Genomic DNA, 15,779 nt, shown 5'->3' with positions numbered 1-15,779 from the left:
TTGATCCTCACTCGACAGCGGCGGGTTCGGACGTGATGGGCGCGTTGACCTTGCGCGCCTTGTCCAGGAACAGCTTGATATTGGTGGTCGCCTGCCGGATGCGCTGGGTATTCTCCACCAGACCGAAACGCACATGGCTGTCGCCATATTCGCCAAAGCCGATGCCGGGGCTGACCGCAACCTTGGCTTCCTGCATCAGCAGCTTGGCGAATTCCAGGCTGCCCAGATGACGGAACTGCTCGGGGATCTCGGCCCAGACAAACATCGACGCATTGGGGCTGGGCACCATCCAGCCGGCCTGATGCAGGCCCTTGACCAGCACGTCGCGGCGCTGCCTGTACATCTCGCGGATTTCCAGCACGCAATCCTGTGGCCCGTTCAGGGCGGCGGTGGCCGCCACCTGGATGGGGGTGAAGGCGCCGTAATCCACATAGGATTTGAACTTGGCCAGCGCACCCACCAGCTTCTTCGAGCCGACGCCAAAGCCCACCCGCCAGCCCGGCATGTTGTAGGTCTTGGAAAGGCTGTTGAATTCCACGGTGATGTCGCGCGCTTCCGGGATCTGCAACACCGACGGCGGCGGATTGCCGTCGAAATAGATCTCGGCATAGGCGATGTCGGACAGGATGTAGATGCCGTGCTTCAGGCACAGGTCCACGATGGGCCGGTACCAGTCCAGCGTCACCGTCTGTCCCGTCGGGTTTGACGGGAAGCTGACGATCAGGGCCGTCGGCTTGGGCACCGAATGCTTGATGGCGCGTTCCAGCGCCGGCACGAAATCATCCAGGCCGTTATTCACGGGGATGTGGCGCAGCGCCGCACCGGCCAGCATGAAGCCGAACGGATGGATCGGGTAGCTGGGGTTGGGCACCAGGATCACGTCGCCGGGGCTGGTGATGGCCTGCGCCAGATTGGCCAGGCCTTCCTTGGAACCGATGGTGACGATCGCTTCGCTTTCCGGATCGATATCGACGTCGAAGCGGCGCTTGTAATAGGCGCTGATCGCCTTGCGCAGGCCGGGGATGCCGCGGCTCTGGCTATAGCGGTGGGTCTTGGGGTTCTGGACCGCTTCGATCATCTTCGCCACGATGTGCGGCGGCGTCGGCTGGTCCGGGTTGCCCATGCCGAGATCGATGATGTCCTCCGCGGCGGCCCTAGCTCGCGCCTTCATCGCATTCACTTCAGCGAAGACGTAGGGCGGAAGCCGCTTGATGCGGTGGAATTCAGTGTCGCTCATGGACCTGGGCACCGGGTTGGAAATGAAAGGGGCGAAATATGTAGCGCACCGCAACAGCCCCCCGCGACAGTATTTTGCGCGGGATGCGCGCCATTCTGCCATGACGGGGCGGGATGGCGGGGATGGATTACATCTGTCGTTCCCTCACCCTCCCGAACGCTGACGCGTTCGGGCCCCTCCCTCTCCCACGTTCGTGGGCGAGGGGTGAAGTTCTGTCCCTCGCCCGCCTTGCGGGAGAGGGAGGGGCCCAAGCCGGTAGGCTTGGGAGGGTGAGGGAACGACGCCTGCCCTCAATTTCCTTCCGGCGGCCGGGGCAGCGCCTGGGGTGCCGGCGGCGGCGCATCAGGCACGTCGGGCAGATCTTCGGGCCGGCCGCGCGGATCGGTGGAACGGGCGCGCAGGGCGTCGCCGGTGGCCTGCCCTTCCTCCCGGTCCGCCTGCAACCGGTCCATCAGGGCCTGCCGTTCGATCGGGTTGGAGAATTCCTCCGGCCGGGGCGGCACTGTGCCCAGATTTGCGCGGCCCTTCATCGACGGATCGGCGCGGCGGATGGGCCGGGTGCCGGTCAGCACGTTTACGGGATCGGCATCGGTGATTTCCGACGGTTTTGCCGGCGCCGGCCCGTCATCGAACACGATGTCGGGTACCGGCAGTTGGGCGCAACCCGACAGGCCCAGCATGGCCATGACAGCCATCAGGCGGAGATGTCGGGGCGATACGTATGCAACGGTGAAAATCATAGGCGGATCGTGTATGAAAAAAAGCGGGACGGCAACCCGCACGCCATACCGCCATCGGACAGGCTGGCATGCGGCGCCGATCCTGGACAGAGCCGACAGTTCCTCCCCGTGACAAGAGAGAATCGGCGCGTCCCCGCACCTTGGAAACGTGTCTGCAAGGAATCCAGCATGGCCGAGCCGCAAAGCCCCGAGATCAAGATCCCCGATCCGGTCGAAATGTCGCGCAACATGGCGCGTATCGCCGAACAGAGTCAGCGGCTGGTGGCGGATTTCCTACAGCGGCAGAATGGCGGCGATACATCCGCACCGCAAAGCATGATGCATATCGGCGCCGCCTTCATGGAGATGACGGCCCGCATGATGGCCGATCCGGCCAAGCTGATGCAGGCGCAGATGTCTCTGTGGCAGGACTACCTGTCCTTGTGGCAGCGCACGACCCAGCGGCTGATGGGACAGGAGGCCGCCCCCGTGGTGGCGCCCGCCAAGGAGGACAAGCGCTTCAAGGACAGCGCCTGGGACGAGAATGCGCTGTTCGATTATATCAAGCAGTCCTACCTGCTGACGGCCCGCTGGCTGCAATCCACCGTGCATGAGGTGGAGGGAATGGACGATAAGACGGCCAAGAAGGTCGATTTCTACACCCGCCAGTTCGTGGACGCGATGGCGCCCAGCAATTTTGTGATGACCAACCCGGAGGTTCTGCGCGCCACCATCGAATCCGGGGGCGAGAATCTGGTGAAGGGTCTGGAAAACCTGCTGGGCGATCTGGAGCGTGGCAAGGGCCAGCTCGCCATCTCCATGACCGATTACAAGAAGTTCGAGGTGGGCAAGAACATCGCCGCCACGCCGGGCCAGGTCATCTATCAGAACGAACTGATGCAGTTGATCCAGTACAACCCGACGACAGAGCAGCAGTACAAGCGCCCGCTGCTGATCGTGCCGCCCTGGATCAACAAGTTCTATATCCTGGACCTGCGCCCCGCCAATTCGCTGGTGAAATGGCTGTGCGACCAGGGGCATACGGTCTTCATCGTCTCCTGGGTCAATCCGGATGAACATCTGGCGACCAAGACCTGGGAAGATTACATGACGCTGGGGCCGCTGTCCGCTATCGACGCCATCGAACAGGCGACGGGGGAGACAGAGATCAACATGATCGGCTACTGCATCGGCGGTACGCTGACGGCCTCCACGCTGGCCTATATGGCGGAAAAGGGCGATGACCGGGTCAAGAGCGTCATGTATCTGGTGACACTGACCGACTTTACTGAGCCGGGGGAGCTGTCCGTCTTCATCGACGAAGAACAGCTTGCCGCACTGGAAGAGAAGATGAACAGCCAGGGCTACCTGAACGGGCAGTCCATGGCCACCACCTTCAACATGCTGCGCGCCAACGACCTGATCTGGTCGTTCGTCGTGAACAACTACCTGCTGGGCAAGGACCCGTTCCCGTTCGACCTGCTCTACTGGAACTCCGACGCTACGCGCATGCCGGCGGCCATGCACAGCTTCTATCTGCGCAACATGTATCAGCGCAACCTGCTGGTGAAGCCCTGCGCCCTGACCCTGAAGGGCGTGGAGATCGATCTGAGCAAGATCAAGATCCCGACCTTCATGCTGTCCACGCGTGAGGACCATATCACGCCCTGGAAATCCACCTATGCCGCCACCCAGCTTTACGGCGGCCCGGTGAAATTCGTACTGGCGGCGTCGGGCCATATCGCGGGCGTCGTGAACCCGCCTTCGGCCAATAAATACAGCCACTTCCTGAACACTAAGCTGCCCAAGGACCCGGAGCAGTGGCTGGCCGGCGCCAAACAGGTGGAAGGAAGCTGGTGGCCCGAATATGCCAAGTGGGTGCAGAAATATGCCGGCCCCAAGGTCCCGGCCCGCACGCCCGGCGACGGCACGCTGAAACCGATCGAGCCGGCACCCGGTTCCTATGTGAAGGTGCGGGTGGTGGAGTGATGCAGATGGGGGGCGGGCGACAGTCCGTCACCGCCCCCATTCAAACATCGTCAGCAATGTGCGCTGGATGATCGGTTTGAAATTGTTGTCGGAGATCAGATAGACCGCGACCCCGCCGCCCGGTAGGGGTCGTGTGTCGATGCCTTCATAATTCTCCGTCGCCATGGGCGGGTTCAGGCGGGCGATCTCCCGCCCCTGCATCACCCCGCCGGGCACCAGCGACGCCGACAAGGTGGCGGCATCGACATGCACGATGCGGCTGCCCCAGCCGCCCAGCAGCCCGACACGGCGTTCCAGCACCAGAATGCCCCCACCGGGCAGGCGGGCGGCGTCGACGGGCAGGAAGGGCGGCAGGGCCTGATAGGCGAACTCCGCCCAGGTGCCGGGACCACCGACCCAGGCGCGGTGCCGCCCCTGCCCCGCATCACCTTCCGCGATAGCCAGCAGCCGCCCGTCGGCCAAGGACAGCAAGGTCTCGATCCCCGAATTGAAGGGCAGGTCGGCAAAACCGGCGGGCACTTCCAGCAGGACGGCCGCGGACCCGGCCAGCGCCGGCGGATAGCGCAGGATGGAATGGCGGCGTTCCAAGGACACGGCCCAACCATCGCCCGGCCATTGCCCGATCAGGGCCAGCCCCTCCGTATCGTTGAAGAAGGGGGGCAAGGGCTGGCCATCCGTGCCCAGCAGCAGATTGACGCTGTAATCCCCTGCCCCGGTCAACTGACCCTCCCGGTCATAGGAAAGACGGCCGGCAATACGCTTGCCCCGGTCGCTGATCGCCACGAACTGGGTTCCGTCGGGACTGACGCGCAGGCTGGACAGACCGCCGAAATCCGGATTGGCATCCCGCAGATGCAGGGTACCGCGCCAGACCAGTTCCCCCGCCCGCACCGGCGCCGGTGCATCCTCCAGAAGCATAACGGGCGCGCTGGGCGGTCCATCCTGACCGATGGCACATCCGGAAAGCGCCAGGACCAGAGCAAGAGCGGCCATCAGACGAGGGAAGACACGCGACATTCAGCTACTCCGTTCAGGGTGTCGGGGCGGGTCCGGTATTATCTCCATCGGATGGGTGGGCACGGTGCCCCCTTCCTATCGCGGATGCGAAACGTTTATCTTGTCAGGTGACCTGACGATAGCAGGCAGAAAGACAGGCGGTTGGCACGATGAGTGACAATGAATTGATCCCGCAACCCGATCCCGTTGCCCCCGCCCTTTCCGGCCCCGCTGCCGAGACCTCCCGGCTGGACCGGATCGAGGCGCGGCTGGCCGCACTGGAGGACCGGTTGGCCGGTGGTGGGGCCGCCCTGCCGCCGCCCCGCGATACCGACCCGGCCCCGACGGCGCCCCCCCTGCCCGGCAATGGCCCGGCCTTCCTGGGCCCGCTGAATGATTTCGTGCGCAACAATCCGGTGCTGACGCTGATCGGCGTCATCATCGTGCTGGTTGTGCTGTCGCACCTGTTTGACTGAGGATCGGGCATGAGCAGTTACAGCTTTGAAACCACGATGAAATTCAAGAATCGTGGCGACATGGAAAAGGCCGAAGACTGGATCAACGCCAATATCAAGGGCCTGTGGGCCCTGGAATTCCTGGGCATGCAGGAAGAGATGAGCGTGGATACCGGCCTGCGCAGCAACGTGCTGAAGGTTCTGTTCAAGTTCGGCCGCAAGGAGGATTTCGAACGGTTCCGCACCGAATATGTGCTGGGAAAGACCCCCAGCCCGCAGAAGGCGGCCGTCACAAAGGCGCCCGCCAAGCCCAAGGGGTTTTTTGCGCGCTTGTTTAGCTGAACGCGTCGGCAGGATTTCATGAAGGCCCGGGGCGGCATGCCGTCCCGGGCCTTTTTCATGCGCGCCTGCATATACACTGCCCAGGGGTCGGAACCGATCATCAGCCTCCCGGGTGATGCACCGATCCGGTGTCCAGGCCCCGTTTGCTCCAAGAGCGGGGACGGCATCAGCACGCAACTCTTTAATCGGCAAAAAGCAATAAAATTACAAGGTGCGAACAATTGCATTTCAATAATAAATATCTTTTCTTCTTTAGAGGAATCTAAATAAAAATTCTCTCTATTTTCCAGATATTTCTTTTCGGATACCCTATACAGAGGAATATATATTCAATTTCGTCATTCGGTTAACCACAGAAAATTGTAGGGTTGGGTGTCTTCCCCAAACCCCTGGTGTCGTTATGGATCTTTCCCGCTTCAGCATAGCCACACGTATTCTCAGCGTGATCACCATGCTGAGCATCCTTGTTCTGTTCGTGTCGGTATTCGCCAGCACGCAACTGATCAAGGTCGACGATGTCTACAGCAACCTGTTGGACCATGACGCCAAGGGCATGACCGAACTGGCGCGTGCGAACCGCGCCATCACGGCCGTGGGCCGTCAGACATATAAGCTGATCGCCCAGACAGACCAAAAGCGCATGCAGGATGCGGTGGAAGCCGTCGGCAAGAACCGGGATGCCGTGTACGCCGCCTATGACATCTCGGCCAAGCTGCTGCCCGGTCAAGTCGCGGCCATTTCCGGCCTGCGCAGCCGCTTGGACGATATCATGCGCGATTTTGAGCAGATCAGGCCGCTGGCCCTGGCAAACCGCAACGAGGAGGCCCTGGCCATCCTGAATGAACGTTTCGACCCGAAGCTCGATTCCCTGCGTGATGAGAATATCAAGCTGACCGAAGAGGTCCGGAAAAGCGTGGATGAGCAATCAAGCGGGCTGACCGAGGGTTCCATCTCCTCCCGCAATCTTGTCTACACTGTCGCCGGCATCGGCCTGCTGCTGTTTGGCGGTCTGGCCTTCTACATCGCGCGCTTCACCATTGCCGTGCCCGTCGGCCGTCTGACCGATGCCATGACCAGCGTGGCGGGTGGCAATCTGAGCGTGGCCGTTCCGGGCCTGGGCCGCCAGGATGAGATCGGTAAGCTGGCCGATGCGCTTGAAACCTTCAAGGCCAATGCCATCCGGGCGCGTGAACTGGAAGAGGAAGCCAAGGAGGCGGAGAAGCGGGCGCAAGCGGAACGCCGCGCGCTGATGCTGAAAATGGCCGACAATTTCGAGTCCAGCGTCATGGGCGTCGTGTCCCTGGTGGCCTCTGCCGCCACCGAACTGAATGCCAATGCCCAGTCGCTGGCCGCGGGTGCGGATCAGGCCCGCAGCCAGACCAGCATCGTGTCGGCCGCCACCGAACAGACCTCCGCCAATGTGCAGACGGTCGCCGCCTCAGCGGAAGAGATGACCAGTTCAATCGGTGAGATCACCCGTCAGGTCGGTTCCTCCGCCAGCATCGCCCGCGCCGCCGCCGAGCGTGCCGAAGGCACCAACAAGACCATCCAGGATCTGGCGCGTGAGGCGGATGCCATCGGCGCCGTGGTCAAGCTGATCGCCGAGATCGCCGGTCAGACCAACCTTCTGGCCTTGAACGCAACGATCGAGGCGGCGCGGGCCGGCGATGCCGGCAAGGGTTTCGCTGTGGTGGCGAGCGAGGTGAAAAGCCTGGCCAGCCAGACGGCCAAGGCCACCGAGGATATCTCCACCCGCATCGCCAGCATCCAGACGGCGACCAACAATGCCGTGTCGGCGACGCTGGAGGTCACCCGGACCATCGCGGAGATCAACCATATCGCCACCGCGATCGCCGCCGCCGTGGAGGAACAGGACGCCGCCACCCGGGAAATCGCCCGCAATGTGCAGCAGGCCGCCGTCGGCACGCAGGAGATCGCCAACAATATCGCCGGGGTGCAGACCACGGCGCAGGGTGCGGCAAGTTCCGCCGAGAATGTACTGTCCGCCGCCGGCTCTCTGTCGCGCGAGGCTGAAAGCCTGCGCCGCGAGGTCGATGGCTTCATCAACCGTATCCGTGCCGCCTGATCGGCGGTGGGGACGGGATCACACTGGAGTCCGGTGACCGGAGACGGTCACCGGGATTCCGCCAGAAACCGCTCCGCACCCCTGGCCGCCGCCATGGCGGTGGCGTAGCAGCCCTGGAGCAGGTAGCCGCCCGTCGGCGCTTCCCAATCCAGCATCTCCCCGCAGGCGAAGGTGCCCGGCAAGGCGGTGATCATCAGGTTGGCATCCAGGGCCGACAGCTTGATACCGCCTGCGGTCGAAATCGCCCGGTCCAGGCCACGCTGTCCCGTCAGCGGCACGGGCAGCGCCTTGACCAGCGCGGCCAGGGTTGACGCCCGGCCCAGATCGGCATCGCCGGCGAATTCCCGAATCAAAGCCCCCATGGGCGGCCCCAGGGTCAGACCCTTGCGCAGCTTGTTGGCCAGACTGTCGGCGGGCGGCACCCGGGCCAGCTTGTTCTGTACCTGCGGCAGGGTCAGGTCGGGCTTCAGGTCCAGATGCACCACGGCCCGGCCTTCCCGATCAATCATGTCGCGCAGCGGGGCGGACAGGGCATAGAGCGCCCCGCCCTCCAGCCCGGTCCTGGTCACCACCAGTTCGCCGGGGACGATGCGCTCCTTGAAGGCGATGGCGATTCGTTTCAGCGGCTCCCCCTCGGCCCGTTCCAGGAACCCGCCACTCCAGGCCACATCGAAACCGCTGTTCGACGGGCGGAAAGGGGCCAGCGGCACACCGCGTGCCGCCAGAAGCGACGCCCAGCCACCGTCGGATCCCAGCCGGGGCCAACTGGCCCCACCCAGCGCCAGGATGGTGGCGGCAGGGGTGACACGCAACGGGCCGGCCGGCGTGTCGAAGCATAGCGCCCCGTCATCGGCCCAGCCCGTCCAGCGGTGGCGCGTATAGAGCGTGACGCCCAACCCGCTCAGCCGGTGCAGCCAGGCGCGCAGCAGGATGGAGGCCTTGAAGCTTTTCGGGAAAACCCGGCCGGAACTGCCGACAAAGGTCTCCACCCCCAGCCCATGGCACCAGTCGCGCAAATGTGCCGGTGTAAAGGCCCGCACCAGCGGGTCCATGAAGGGACGGGCGGCACCATAACGGGTGATGAACCGGTCCAGCGGTTCGGAATGGGTGAGGTTCAGCCCGCCGCGTCCCGCCATCAGGAATTTGCGCGCGGGGCTGGGCATGGCGTCGTGGATTTCCACCGCATGGCCGGCGCTCGCCAGGATTTCAGCCGCCATCAGGCCCGCCGGGCCGGCACCGATGATCAGGATGGGGCGGGTCATGATATGGTTCCTTGGCAGGGCTGGTGCTGCCCCTCACCCTCCCAAGCCTTGGCAGGCTTGGGCCCCTCCCTCTCCCACTCTCGTGGGCGAGGGGCGTATCTTGATTTCGCCCCTCTACCGCTTGCGGGAGAGGGAGGGGCCCGTTGGCGTCAGGCAACGGGAGGGTGAGGGGGGAGGTTTATCGACAATCAAAAACGCAAAAGGCGGCGCCGTCGCCGGCACCGCCCTTTCCACTCTCACAACACGCGATCAGGCGTGGGTGATGGCCCGCTCGACCAACTGGCCCAGATGCTGGGTGCGCTTGGTCAGGCTCTGCAGCACGGCAGAGATTTCGGCCGTGGCGGCGGCAGTCTGACCCGACAGGTTCTTCACCTCACCGGCCACGACCGCGAAGCCCTTGCCGGCCTCGCCCGCGCGGGCGGCTTCGATGGTGGCGTTCAGGGCCAGCAGGTTGGTCTGCTTGGCGATGGCGTCGATCTGCTGCGCCACCGTGCCGACCTTCTCAATCTCGGTCCGCAGGCCTTCCAGTTCACGGCTGATTTCCTGCAAGGCGGAGGAAACCTCGCTCTTGCCAGCGCCGGAGAGATTGCTCGATTCGCTGCCGTACTTCATCTGCAAAGGCCTTGCGTCTCAGGGGTTGTCCGATCATGGCCCCGTTATGGCGGGTCCGGTTGATTACATAGCACAAACTGTCGAGCGGAATGGTTACGATTTTCCACCGGAGGCATCACTTTCGGATAGCAGGAGCGGCGCCCGTGGCGACGGGGTCACCCTGTTCCCCACCGCACGCGCTACAGTCCGGGTACGATCAACCTGACGAGGGACGAAATGTCATTGCATGAGCTTCTGGTTCCCACCTTCACACAGATGCTGCGCGCCATGGACGGCTGGCTGGACAAGGTGGAGGCCCATCAGGGAACCGACAGGGCGGCCTCGCTCTCGACTCGTCTGGCGCCCGACATGTATCCCCTGTCGGCACAAATCCGCTTCGCCTGCTTTCAGGCGCAGGAGCCGTTCTACCGGCTTCAGGGGCTGGCTCTGCCCGATCCGCTACTGTCCGTCCGCCAGCAGGGCTGGGCCGCCAATACCGATCCCGGCACCTGGACACAGGCGCGTGAATGCTTGTCGGATGCGATCGGGTTCCTGACGGGCCTGGAAGCCGGCGCGCTGGATCAGCATGGGGGGCGGACGATCTCCCTGACCCTGCCCAACGGCATGATCTTTGACATGTCGGCCGAGCAGTACGCCCGGGACTGGTGCCTGCCGCAGTTCTATTTTCACCTGACCACAGCTTACGCCATCCTGCGTCAGCAGGGTGTGGCACTGGGCAAGGCCGACTATGTGGCCCACATGCTGGCCTATCTCCGGCCCGCCGGGGCAACGCCGACCTGATCGCGATCAGCCAAGAAAAAAGGGAGGGCTGACGCCCTCCCTTCATCACGACACTTAATCCTGATGGTGATCAGGCAAAGGCCAGACCAGCGACGCGGACCACACTGGGCAGGGCCCGGATGGTGGCCAGCAGTTCCTCACCCACTTCCTGGTCGACGGAGACCAGGCAGATGGCATTGGCGCCGGGGGCGGTACGGCCCAGGTGGAAGGTGGCGATGTTCACGCCGGCATTGCCAAGGGTGGTGCCCAGCTTGCCGATGAAGCCCGGCTTGTCCTCGTTGCGGATGAACAGCATGTGGTTGGTGACTTCGGCCTCGATCGGAACCTCGTCGATTTCGACCAGACGGGGCTTGTCGCCGCCGAACAGGGTGCCGGTGACGCTGTTGGTGCCCTTGTCCGTGGTGACGATGATACGGACCAGGGTCTGATAATCGCCGTCATTGGTGCGCTTGGTTTCGGCCACCTTGATGTCACGCTCCTTGGCGATGACGGGGGCGTTGACCATGTTCACCGATTCCATCAGCGGACCCAGCAGGCCCTTCAGCACGATGGCGGTCAGCGGACGGGTGTTCAGCGTCGCGGCCTGGCCTTCATACTCGATGGCGACACCCTTCAGATTGCCGTCGATCAACTGGCCCACGAAACCGCCCAACTGCTCGGCCAGCTTCATATAGGGACGCAGGCGCGGGGCTTCCTCGGCGGTGACCGACGGCATGTTCAGCGCGTTGACCACGGCACCATTGACCAGATAGTCGGCCAACTGCTCGGCCACCTGCAGGGCAACATTTTCCTGCGCTTCGGTGGTCGACGCACCCAGATGCGGGGTGGCCACGACCTTTTCATTGCCGAACAGCGGGTGGGCCTTGGCCGGCTCCTCCGCGAACACGTCCAGCGCGGCGCCGGCCACATGGCCCGCCTCGATGGCGGCCTGCAGAGCCTCTTCCACGATCAGGCCGCCGCGGGCGCAGTTGATGATGCGCACGCCCTTCTTGGTCTTGGCCAGGGCCTTGGCGTCCAGCACGCCCTTGGTGGCCTCGGTCAGCGGCGTGTGCAGGGTGATGAAGTCGGCGCGCTTCAGCAGGTCTTCCAGTTCCACCTTCTCCACGCCGATTTCGGTGGCGCGCTCGGGCGACAGGAACGGGTCGAAGGCGATGACCTTCATCTTCAGGCCGATGGCGCGATCCGCGACGATGCCGCCGATATTGCCGCAGCCGATGACGCCCAGCACCTTGCCGAACAGCTCCACGCCCATGAAGCGGTTCTTTTCCCACTTGCCGGCATGGGTCGACGCGTTGGCAGCCGGGATTTCACGGGCCAGTGCAAACATCATGGCGATGGCGTGCTCGGCCGTCGTGATGGAATTGCCGAACGGCGTGTTCATCACGACGACGCCACGGGCCGTGGCGGCCGGGATATCGACATTGTCGACACCGATACCGGCGCGGCCGACAACCTTCAGGTTGGTGGCGGCGGCCAGGATATCCTTGGTCACCTTGGTGTTGGAACGGATGGCCAGACCATCATACTCGCCGATGATGGCCTTCAGCTCGTCGGGCTTCAGGCCGACCTTGACGTCGACCTCGACACCGCGCTCCTTGAAAATCTCAACGGCGCGCGGGCTCAGGCTGTCGGAAATCAGAACCTTGGGCATGGAAGTGTCCTTCGCATGAAGATGCGGGATGTCATGGGGAAGCGGGGTTCACCCTCCCACCCGCATCGCGGGCGGGCCCCTCCCTCTCCCACTGTCGTGGGCGAGGGGCGGAATATGCCCCTCTACCGCCTGGCGGGAGAAGGAGGGCCCATCGCCGCAAGGCGATGGGAGGGTAAGGGTCACCCGTCACAAATCAGGAAATCAGCCGGCCTTGACCGTCGCATAGGCCCAGTCGAGCCAGGGCAGCAGGGCCACGATGTCGGCATTTTCCACGGTGGCGCCGCCCCAGATGCGGATGCCCGGCGGGGCATCGCGGTAGGACCCGGCGTCCAGCGCCACGCCTTCCTTTTCCAGCAGGCTGGTCAGCTTCTTGGCGATTTCCGCCTGGGCTTCCGCCGGCTGTTCCGTCGCCCAGGGGTCGACGATCTTCAGGCAGATGGAGGTGCAGGAGCGGCTCTCCACCGTGTCGGCCAGGAAATCGACCCAGTCGGTCTTGGCGACCCAGTCGGCCACGGCCTTCAGGTTACCTTCCGACCGGCCGATCAGCCCTTCCAGACCGCCTACGGACTTGGCCCAGTTGAGGCCGTCCAGCGCGTCTTCCACGGCGATCATCGACGGGGTGTTGATCGTCTCGCCCTTGAAGATGCCTTCCGACAGCTTGCCATTGCTGGCCATGCGGAAAATCTTCGGCAACGGCCAGGCCGGCTTGTAATTCAGCAGCCGGTCGACGGCGCGGGGGCTGAGCGCGATCATGCCGTGCGCCGCTTCACCGCCCAGCACCTTCTGCCAGGACCAGGTGACGACATCCAGCTTGTCCCAGGGCAGGTCCATGGCGAACGCGGCCGACGTCGCGTCGCAGATGGTCAGGCCTTCGCGGTCAGCGGCGATCCAGTCGCCATTGGCGACGCGGACGCCGGACGTCGTGCCGTTCCAGGTGAAGACGACATCGCGGGAGAAATCCACGGCGGCGAGGTCGGGCAGCGCGCCGTAGCCGGCGACCATCTGACGGACATCGGTCAGCTTGAGCTGCTTGACGACGTCGGTGACCCAATCCTTGCCGAAGGATTCCCAGGCCAGCATGTCGACGCCACGGGCACCCAGCAGCGACCACAGCGCCATTTCAACGGCGCCCGTGTCAGAGGCGGGAACAATGCCCAGCCGGTAATCAGCGGGGATGCCCAGAATGTCCTTGGAGAGGGTAATCACCTGCTCCAGCTTGGCCTTGCCGGGCTTGGAGCGGTGCGAGCGGCCCGTCAGGGCGCCCTTCAGGGCTTCGATCGTCCATCCGGGGCGCTTGGCGCAGGGACCGGACGAGAATTGCGGATTGGCGGGGCGATTGCCCGGCTTCGGCGCAGCCATTATGGCTATTCCTTCCAGAATAGTAGCACCCCGTTGGGGGGGTGTGACCCGCCGCCGAAGCTATTGATTGGGCAACTGCCCGTCAATGGGGCATCGCTGCGCGTGGATAAGATTTCTGCCCTGCGACCCACGCAGGGGAAAGAATATTAGTTTTGGTTGGTTTTAGTTTGTTCCCTCAACGCCGGGCGCCGCCATCCGGCGGCTTGGCTTACGGCGCATGGGCGCCGGGCCGGCGGGCGCCGGCCTGTTTTTCTTTGTTCCCTCAAACGCCGGGCGCCGCCATCCGGCGGCTTGGCTTACGGCGCATGGGCGCCGGGCCGGCGGTCGCCGGCCTGTTTTTCTTTGTTCCCTCAAACGCCGGGCGCCGCCATCCGGCGGCTTGGCTTACGGCGCATGGGCGCCGGGCCGGCGGTCGCCGGCCTGAGAAGGTCAGGCGATGATTACTACCCCATCGGCAGCAGCGACTTGTCCACCAGGCCCGACTCCAGCATTGCATTGCAAAGCTTGAAATAGGCATCCCGGCGTTCCGTCGCGCCGGGGAACCGTTCCAGATAGTTCAGGATGAATTCCGGCCGCTTCAAGGCCTGGGTCAACTGATCCGCCGCCAGTTGCCGCGCCCGCCCCTCCGGCAGGCCGCCGCACAGGCGAACGATGGTCAGGATGCGGTCGGCAAAGGGCATGCCCTGATTGGCCAGGATTTCCGTGCGGATGCCGTCGAAGATAGCGCTGTCGAGAATTTCAGCCATTTCGCGTTTCGGCGCCGCCGGCATGCCCGACATCACGATGCGCCGGGCCATCGTGCCCAATGTCTTGATCGCCTCCATCCGGTTGCCAACCTCGCGGATAAAATCCTCCGGCACGATCAGGCTGCGCAGATATGTCGCGATCTTGGCCTTGGGCGCCTCGCCGGGTGCGATTTCCGCCAGCGACAGCACGGTTTCAGCCTTGGACATGGTCCCCCGGATGGGACCAATCAGTTCGGACATGGCTTCGGGCTGGATCAAGCGGTCGGCACGCTGGGCCAGGGCTTCCAGCACCTCCTCGTCGCGGGCCAAGGGCGGGGCGTGGCGGCGCAGATAGGTGATGACCTCAACCGTCGCCTCCATCTCATCCCGGATGCCGCGGTCGCTGCGCAGCGGCAGCCGGGAATGGAGATGACGCAGCAAGCCCAGGCGCAATTCGGCCATGGTGCGGGGCAACAGCCCCTCCGACAGCAGCATCGACAAGGCCTTCACACCCGTCGGCTGCTCTCCCTCCCCTGCCCCCAGATTGCCGACATAAAGATCGACGGCGTTCAGCACCAGTTCCAGCCGCGACTTCTCCTGCCCCGCCAGTTCCTTCAGCGCGAAGGGAGAGACCAGGATTTCGGCGGCCATGCTGTCCAGGATGCGCATTTCGCGCAAGGACAGTTCGGGCGTGAACAGCAAGAATAGCCGGTCAAGCTTTTCCACCCAGCTTTTGGCATCCGCAAGATAGGCGGCGACGGCGCGATAAAGCGCCCGGTCCAGCCCCTCTGCCGGTCCCTTGTAAAGGGAAACCAGTTCCGGCAGGCCGCCCGGCCCGATCTTCAGCGGCGGGTTGCCCTTGGCTTCCTTCAACAGCGCGGCAAGGCCGGCATCGGCGATGTTCATCAGCTCCTTCATGCGCGACACGGCCGTCTGCTTGGTGCCGCGCACCTGGACGGAGGCCAGGCGCTGCAACGCCCCCTGCACCGTCGTGCCCGCCTGATCCAGCACGCGGGCATGCACCTCGTAATTCAGGATTTCCAACGGCGTCAGGCGCTTTTCATCCAGGAACCGGGCGAAGAAGGTGCGGAACATCTGGCGCTGAACATCGCCCATCAGGTCTTCCGCCCTGTCGCACCAGGACGCGTCGCGGCCCGGATTGGCCCGCGCCAGCGGGTCCACCTCCTGCACACCATTGCGCAGCCGCTTGACCATGGTCACGGTGGTGACGAAATCATGGTCCTTGTAGTCGGAACGACGAACAAGACGGATGCCGTCCACCTCGTTCCGCTGCACCAGCATGGCAGCGGAGGGTTCCAACTGGCGCAGGTCAGGCGACTCCCGCACCACCAGCCACAGGTCCGTGTGGAAACTGTGCAGTTCATAGACCGTCTGGACGGCACCAATGAGTTTCTGTTTGTCCACAGGTCACGGCTCGATAAAACCGTCCGCAACACCGGCCGCAAGGGGGATGCGGTCGATGCCAACAGCCGGCACGTCTGAAAGCCGGGCTATCTTGCTCAATTCTCCATCCGGGGTAAACAAGGTAATAACAGATGGGTTGGA

13 protein-coding genes are annotated in these 15,779 nt (G+C 63.9%); 5 read left to right on the top strand and 8 right to left on the bottom strand.

The window, feature by feature from the left end; all coding sequences use genetic code 11:
* Window positions 1–7: 7 nt before the first annotated feature.
* Entirely contained in the window at window positions 8–1,237 is a 1,230-nt protein-coding gene (locus tag KBA48_RS08310) for an LL-diaminopimelate aminotransferase (RefSeq protein ID WP_292905117.1), read from the bottom strand.
* 290 nt (window positions 1,238–1,527) lie between these two features.
* Window positions 1,528–1,923 (bottom strand): hypothetical protein, encoded by a 396-nt coding sequence (locus KBA48_RS08305; protein WP_292905115.1) that lies wholly within the window; start codon window positions 1,921–1,923, stop codon window positions 1,528–1,530.
* Window positions 1,924–2,145: 222 nt separating this feature from the next.
* On the opposite strand from KBA48_RS08305, the gene KBA48_RS08300 reads away from it, so the two are divergent.
* On the top strand, window positions 2,146–3,945 hold the full coding sequence (locus tag KBA48_RS08300; RefSeq protein ID WP_292905113.1) for a class I poly(R)-hydroxyalkanoic acid synthase: 1,800 nt from the start codon (window positions 2,146–2,148) through the stop codon (window positions 3,943–3,945).
* 27 nt (window positions 3,946–3,972) lie between these two features.
* Here the strand turns inward: KBA48_RS08300 and KBA48_RS08295 are convergent, their stop codons facing one another.
* Window positions 3,973–4,962 (bottom strand): esterase-like activity of phytase family protein, encoded by a 990-nt coding sequence (locus tag KBA48_RS08295; protein ID WP_292905111.1) that lies wholly within the window; start codon window positions 4,960–4,962, stop codon window positions 3,973–3,975.
* 149 nt (window positions 4,963–5,111) lie between these two features.
* Between KBA48_RS08295 and KBA48_RS08290 the strand changes: the two genes are divergently transcribed.
* From KBA48_RS08290 to KBA48_RS08280, 3 genes are all read left to right on the top strand, one after another.
* Window positions 5,112–5,417: a hypothetical protein gene (locus KBA48_RS08290; RefSeq protein WP_292905109.1), complete on the top strand. Its 306-nt coding sequence runs from the start codon at window positions 5,112–5,114 to the stop codon at window positions 5,415–5,417.
* A 9-nt stretch (window positions 5,418–5,426) separates the two neighbouring features.
* On the top strand, window positions 5,427–5,738 hold the full coding sequence (locus tag KBA48_RS08285; RefSeq protein WP_292905107.1) for a hypothetical protein: 312 nt from the start codon (window positions 5,427–5,429) through the stop codon (window positions 5,736–5,738).
* 400 nt (window positions 5,739–6,138) lie between these two features.
* On the top strand, window positions 6,139–7,824 hold the full coding sequence (locus KBA48_RS08280) for a methyl-accepting chemotaxis protein (RefSeq protein ID WP_292905105.1): 1,686 nt from the start codon (window positions 6,139–6,141) through the stop codon (window positions 7,822–7,824).
* A 47-nt stretch (window positions 7,825–7,871) separates the two neighbouring features.
* Here KBA48_RS08280 and KBA48_RS08275 read toward each other — a convergent pair whose 3' ends face one another.
* On the bottom strand, window positions 7,872–9,086 hold the full coding sequence (locus KBA48_RS08275) for a TIGR03862 family flavoprotein (protein ID WP_292905103.1): 1,215 nt from the start codon (window positions 9,084–9,086) through the stop codon (window positions 7,872–7,874).
* 249 nt (window positions 9,087–9,335) lie between these two features.
* Window positions 9,336–9,698, bottom strand: coding sequence for a methyl-accepting chemotaxis protein (locus KBA48_RS08270; protein ID WP_054167173.1), 363 nt, complete (start codon window positions 9,696–9,698; stop codon window positions 9,336–9,338).
* Between the two features lie 216 nt (window positions 9,699–9,914).
* On the opposite strand from KBA48_RS08270, the gene KBA48_RS08265 reads away from it, so the two are divergent.
* Window positions 9,915–10,478: a DUF1993 family protein gene (locus KBA48_RS08265; protein WP_292905098.1), complete on the top strand. Its 564-nt coding sequence runs from the start codon at window positions 9,915–9,917 to the stop codon at window positions 10,476–10,478.
* A 70-nt stretch (window positions 10,479–10,548) separates the two neighbouring features.
* Here KBA48_RS08265 and serA read toward each other — a convergent pair whose 3' ends face one another.
* From serA to KBA48_RS08250, 3 genes are all read right to left on the bottom strand, one after another.
* On the bottom strand, window positions 10,549–12,129 hold the full coding sequence (serA, locus tag KBA48_RS08260) for a phosphoglycerate dehydrogenase (protein WP_292905096.1): 1,581 nt from the start codon (window positions 12,127–12,129) through the stop codon (window positions 10,549–10,551).
* Window positions 12,130–12,330: 201 nt separating this feature from the next.
* The gene (locus KBA48_RS08255; RefSeq protein ID WP_292905094.1) at window positions 12,331–13,488 is read right to left on the bottom strand and encodes a phosphoserine transaminase; all 1,158 of its coding nucleotides are present in this window, start codon (window positions 13,486–13,488) and stop codon (window positions 12,331–12,333) included.
* 443 nt (window positions 13,489–13,931) lie between these two features.
* A complete protein-coding gene (locus KBA48_RS08250) occupies window positions 13,932–15,638 on the bottom strand; it encodes a hypothetical protein (RefSeq protein ID WP_292905092.1) in 1,707 nt (568 codons plus the stop codon).
* Between the last annotated feature and the right edge of the window lie 141 nt (window positions 15,639–15,779).

This window comes from Niveispirillum sp. (assembly GCF_017996735.1).
Taxonomy (GTDB): domain Bacteria; phylum Pseudomonadota; class Alphaproteobacteria; order Azospirillales; family Azospirillaceae; genus Niveispirillum.
Note: the sequence above shows the minus strand (reverse complement) of the source record. Positions and strands in the feature narration are given on the sequence as shown.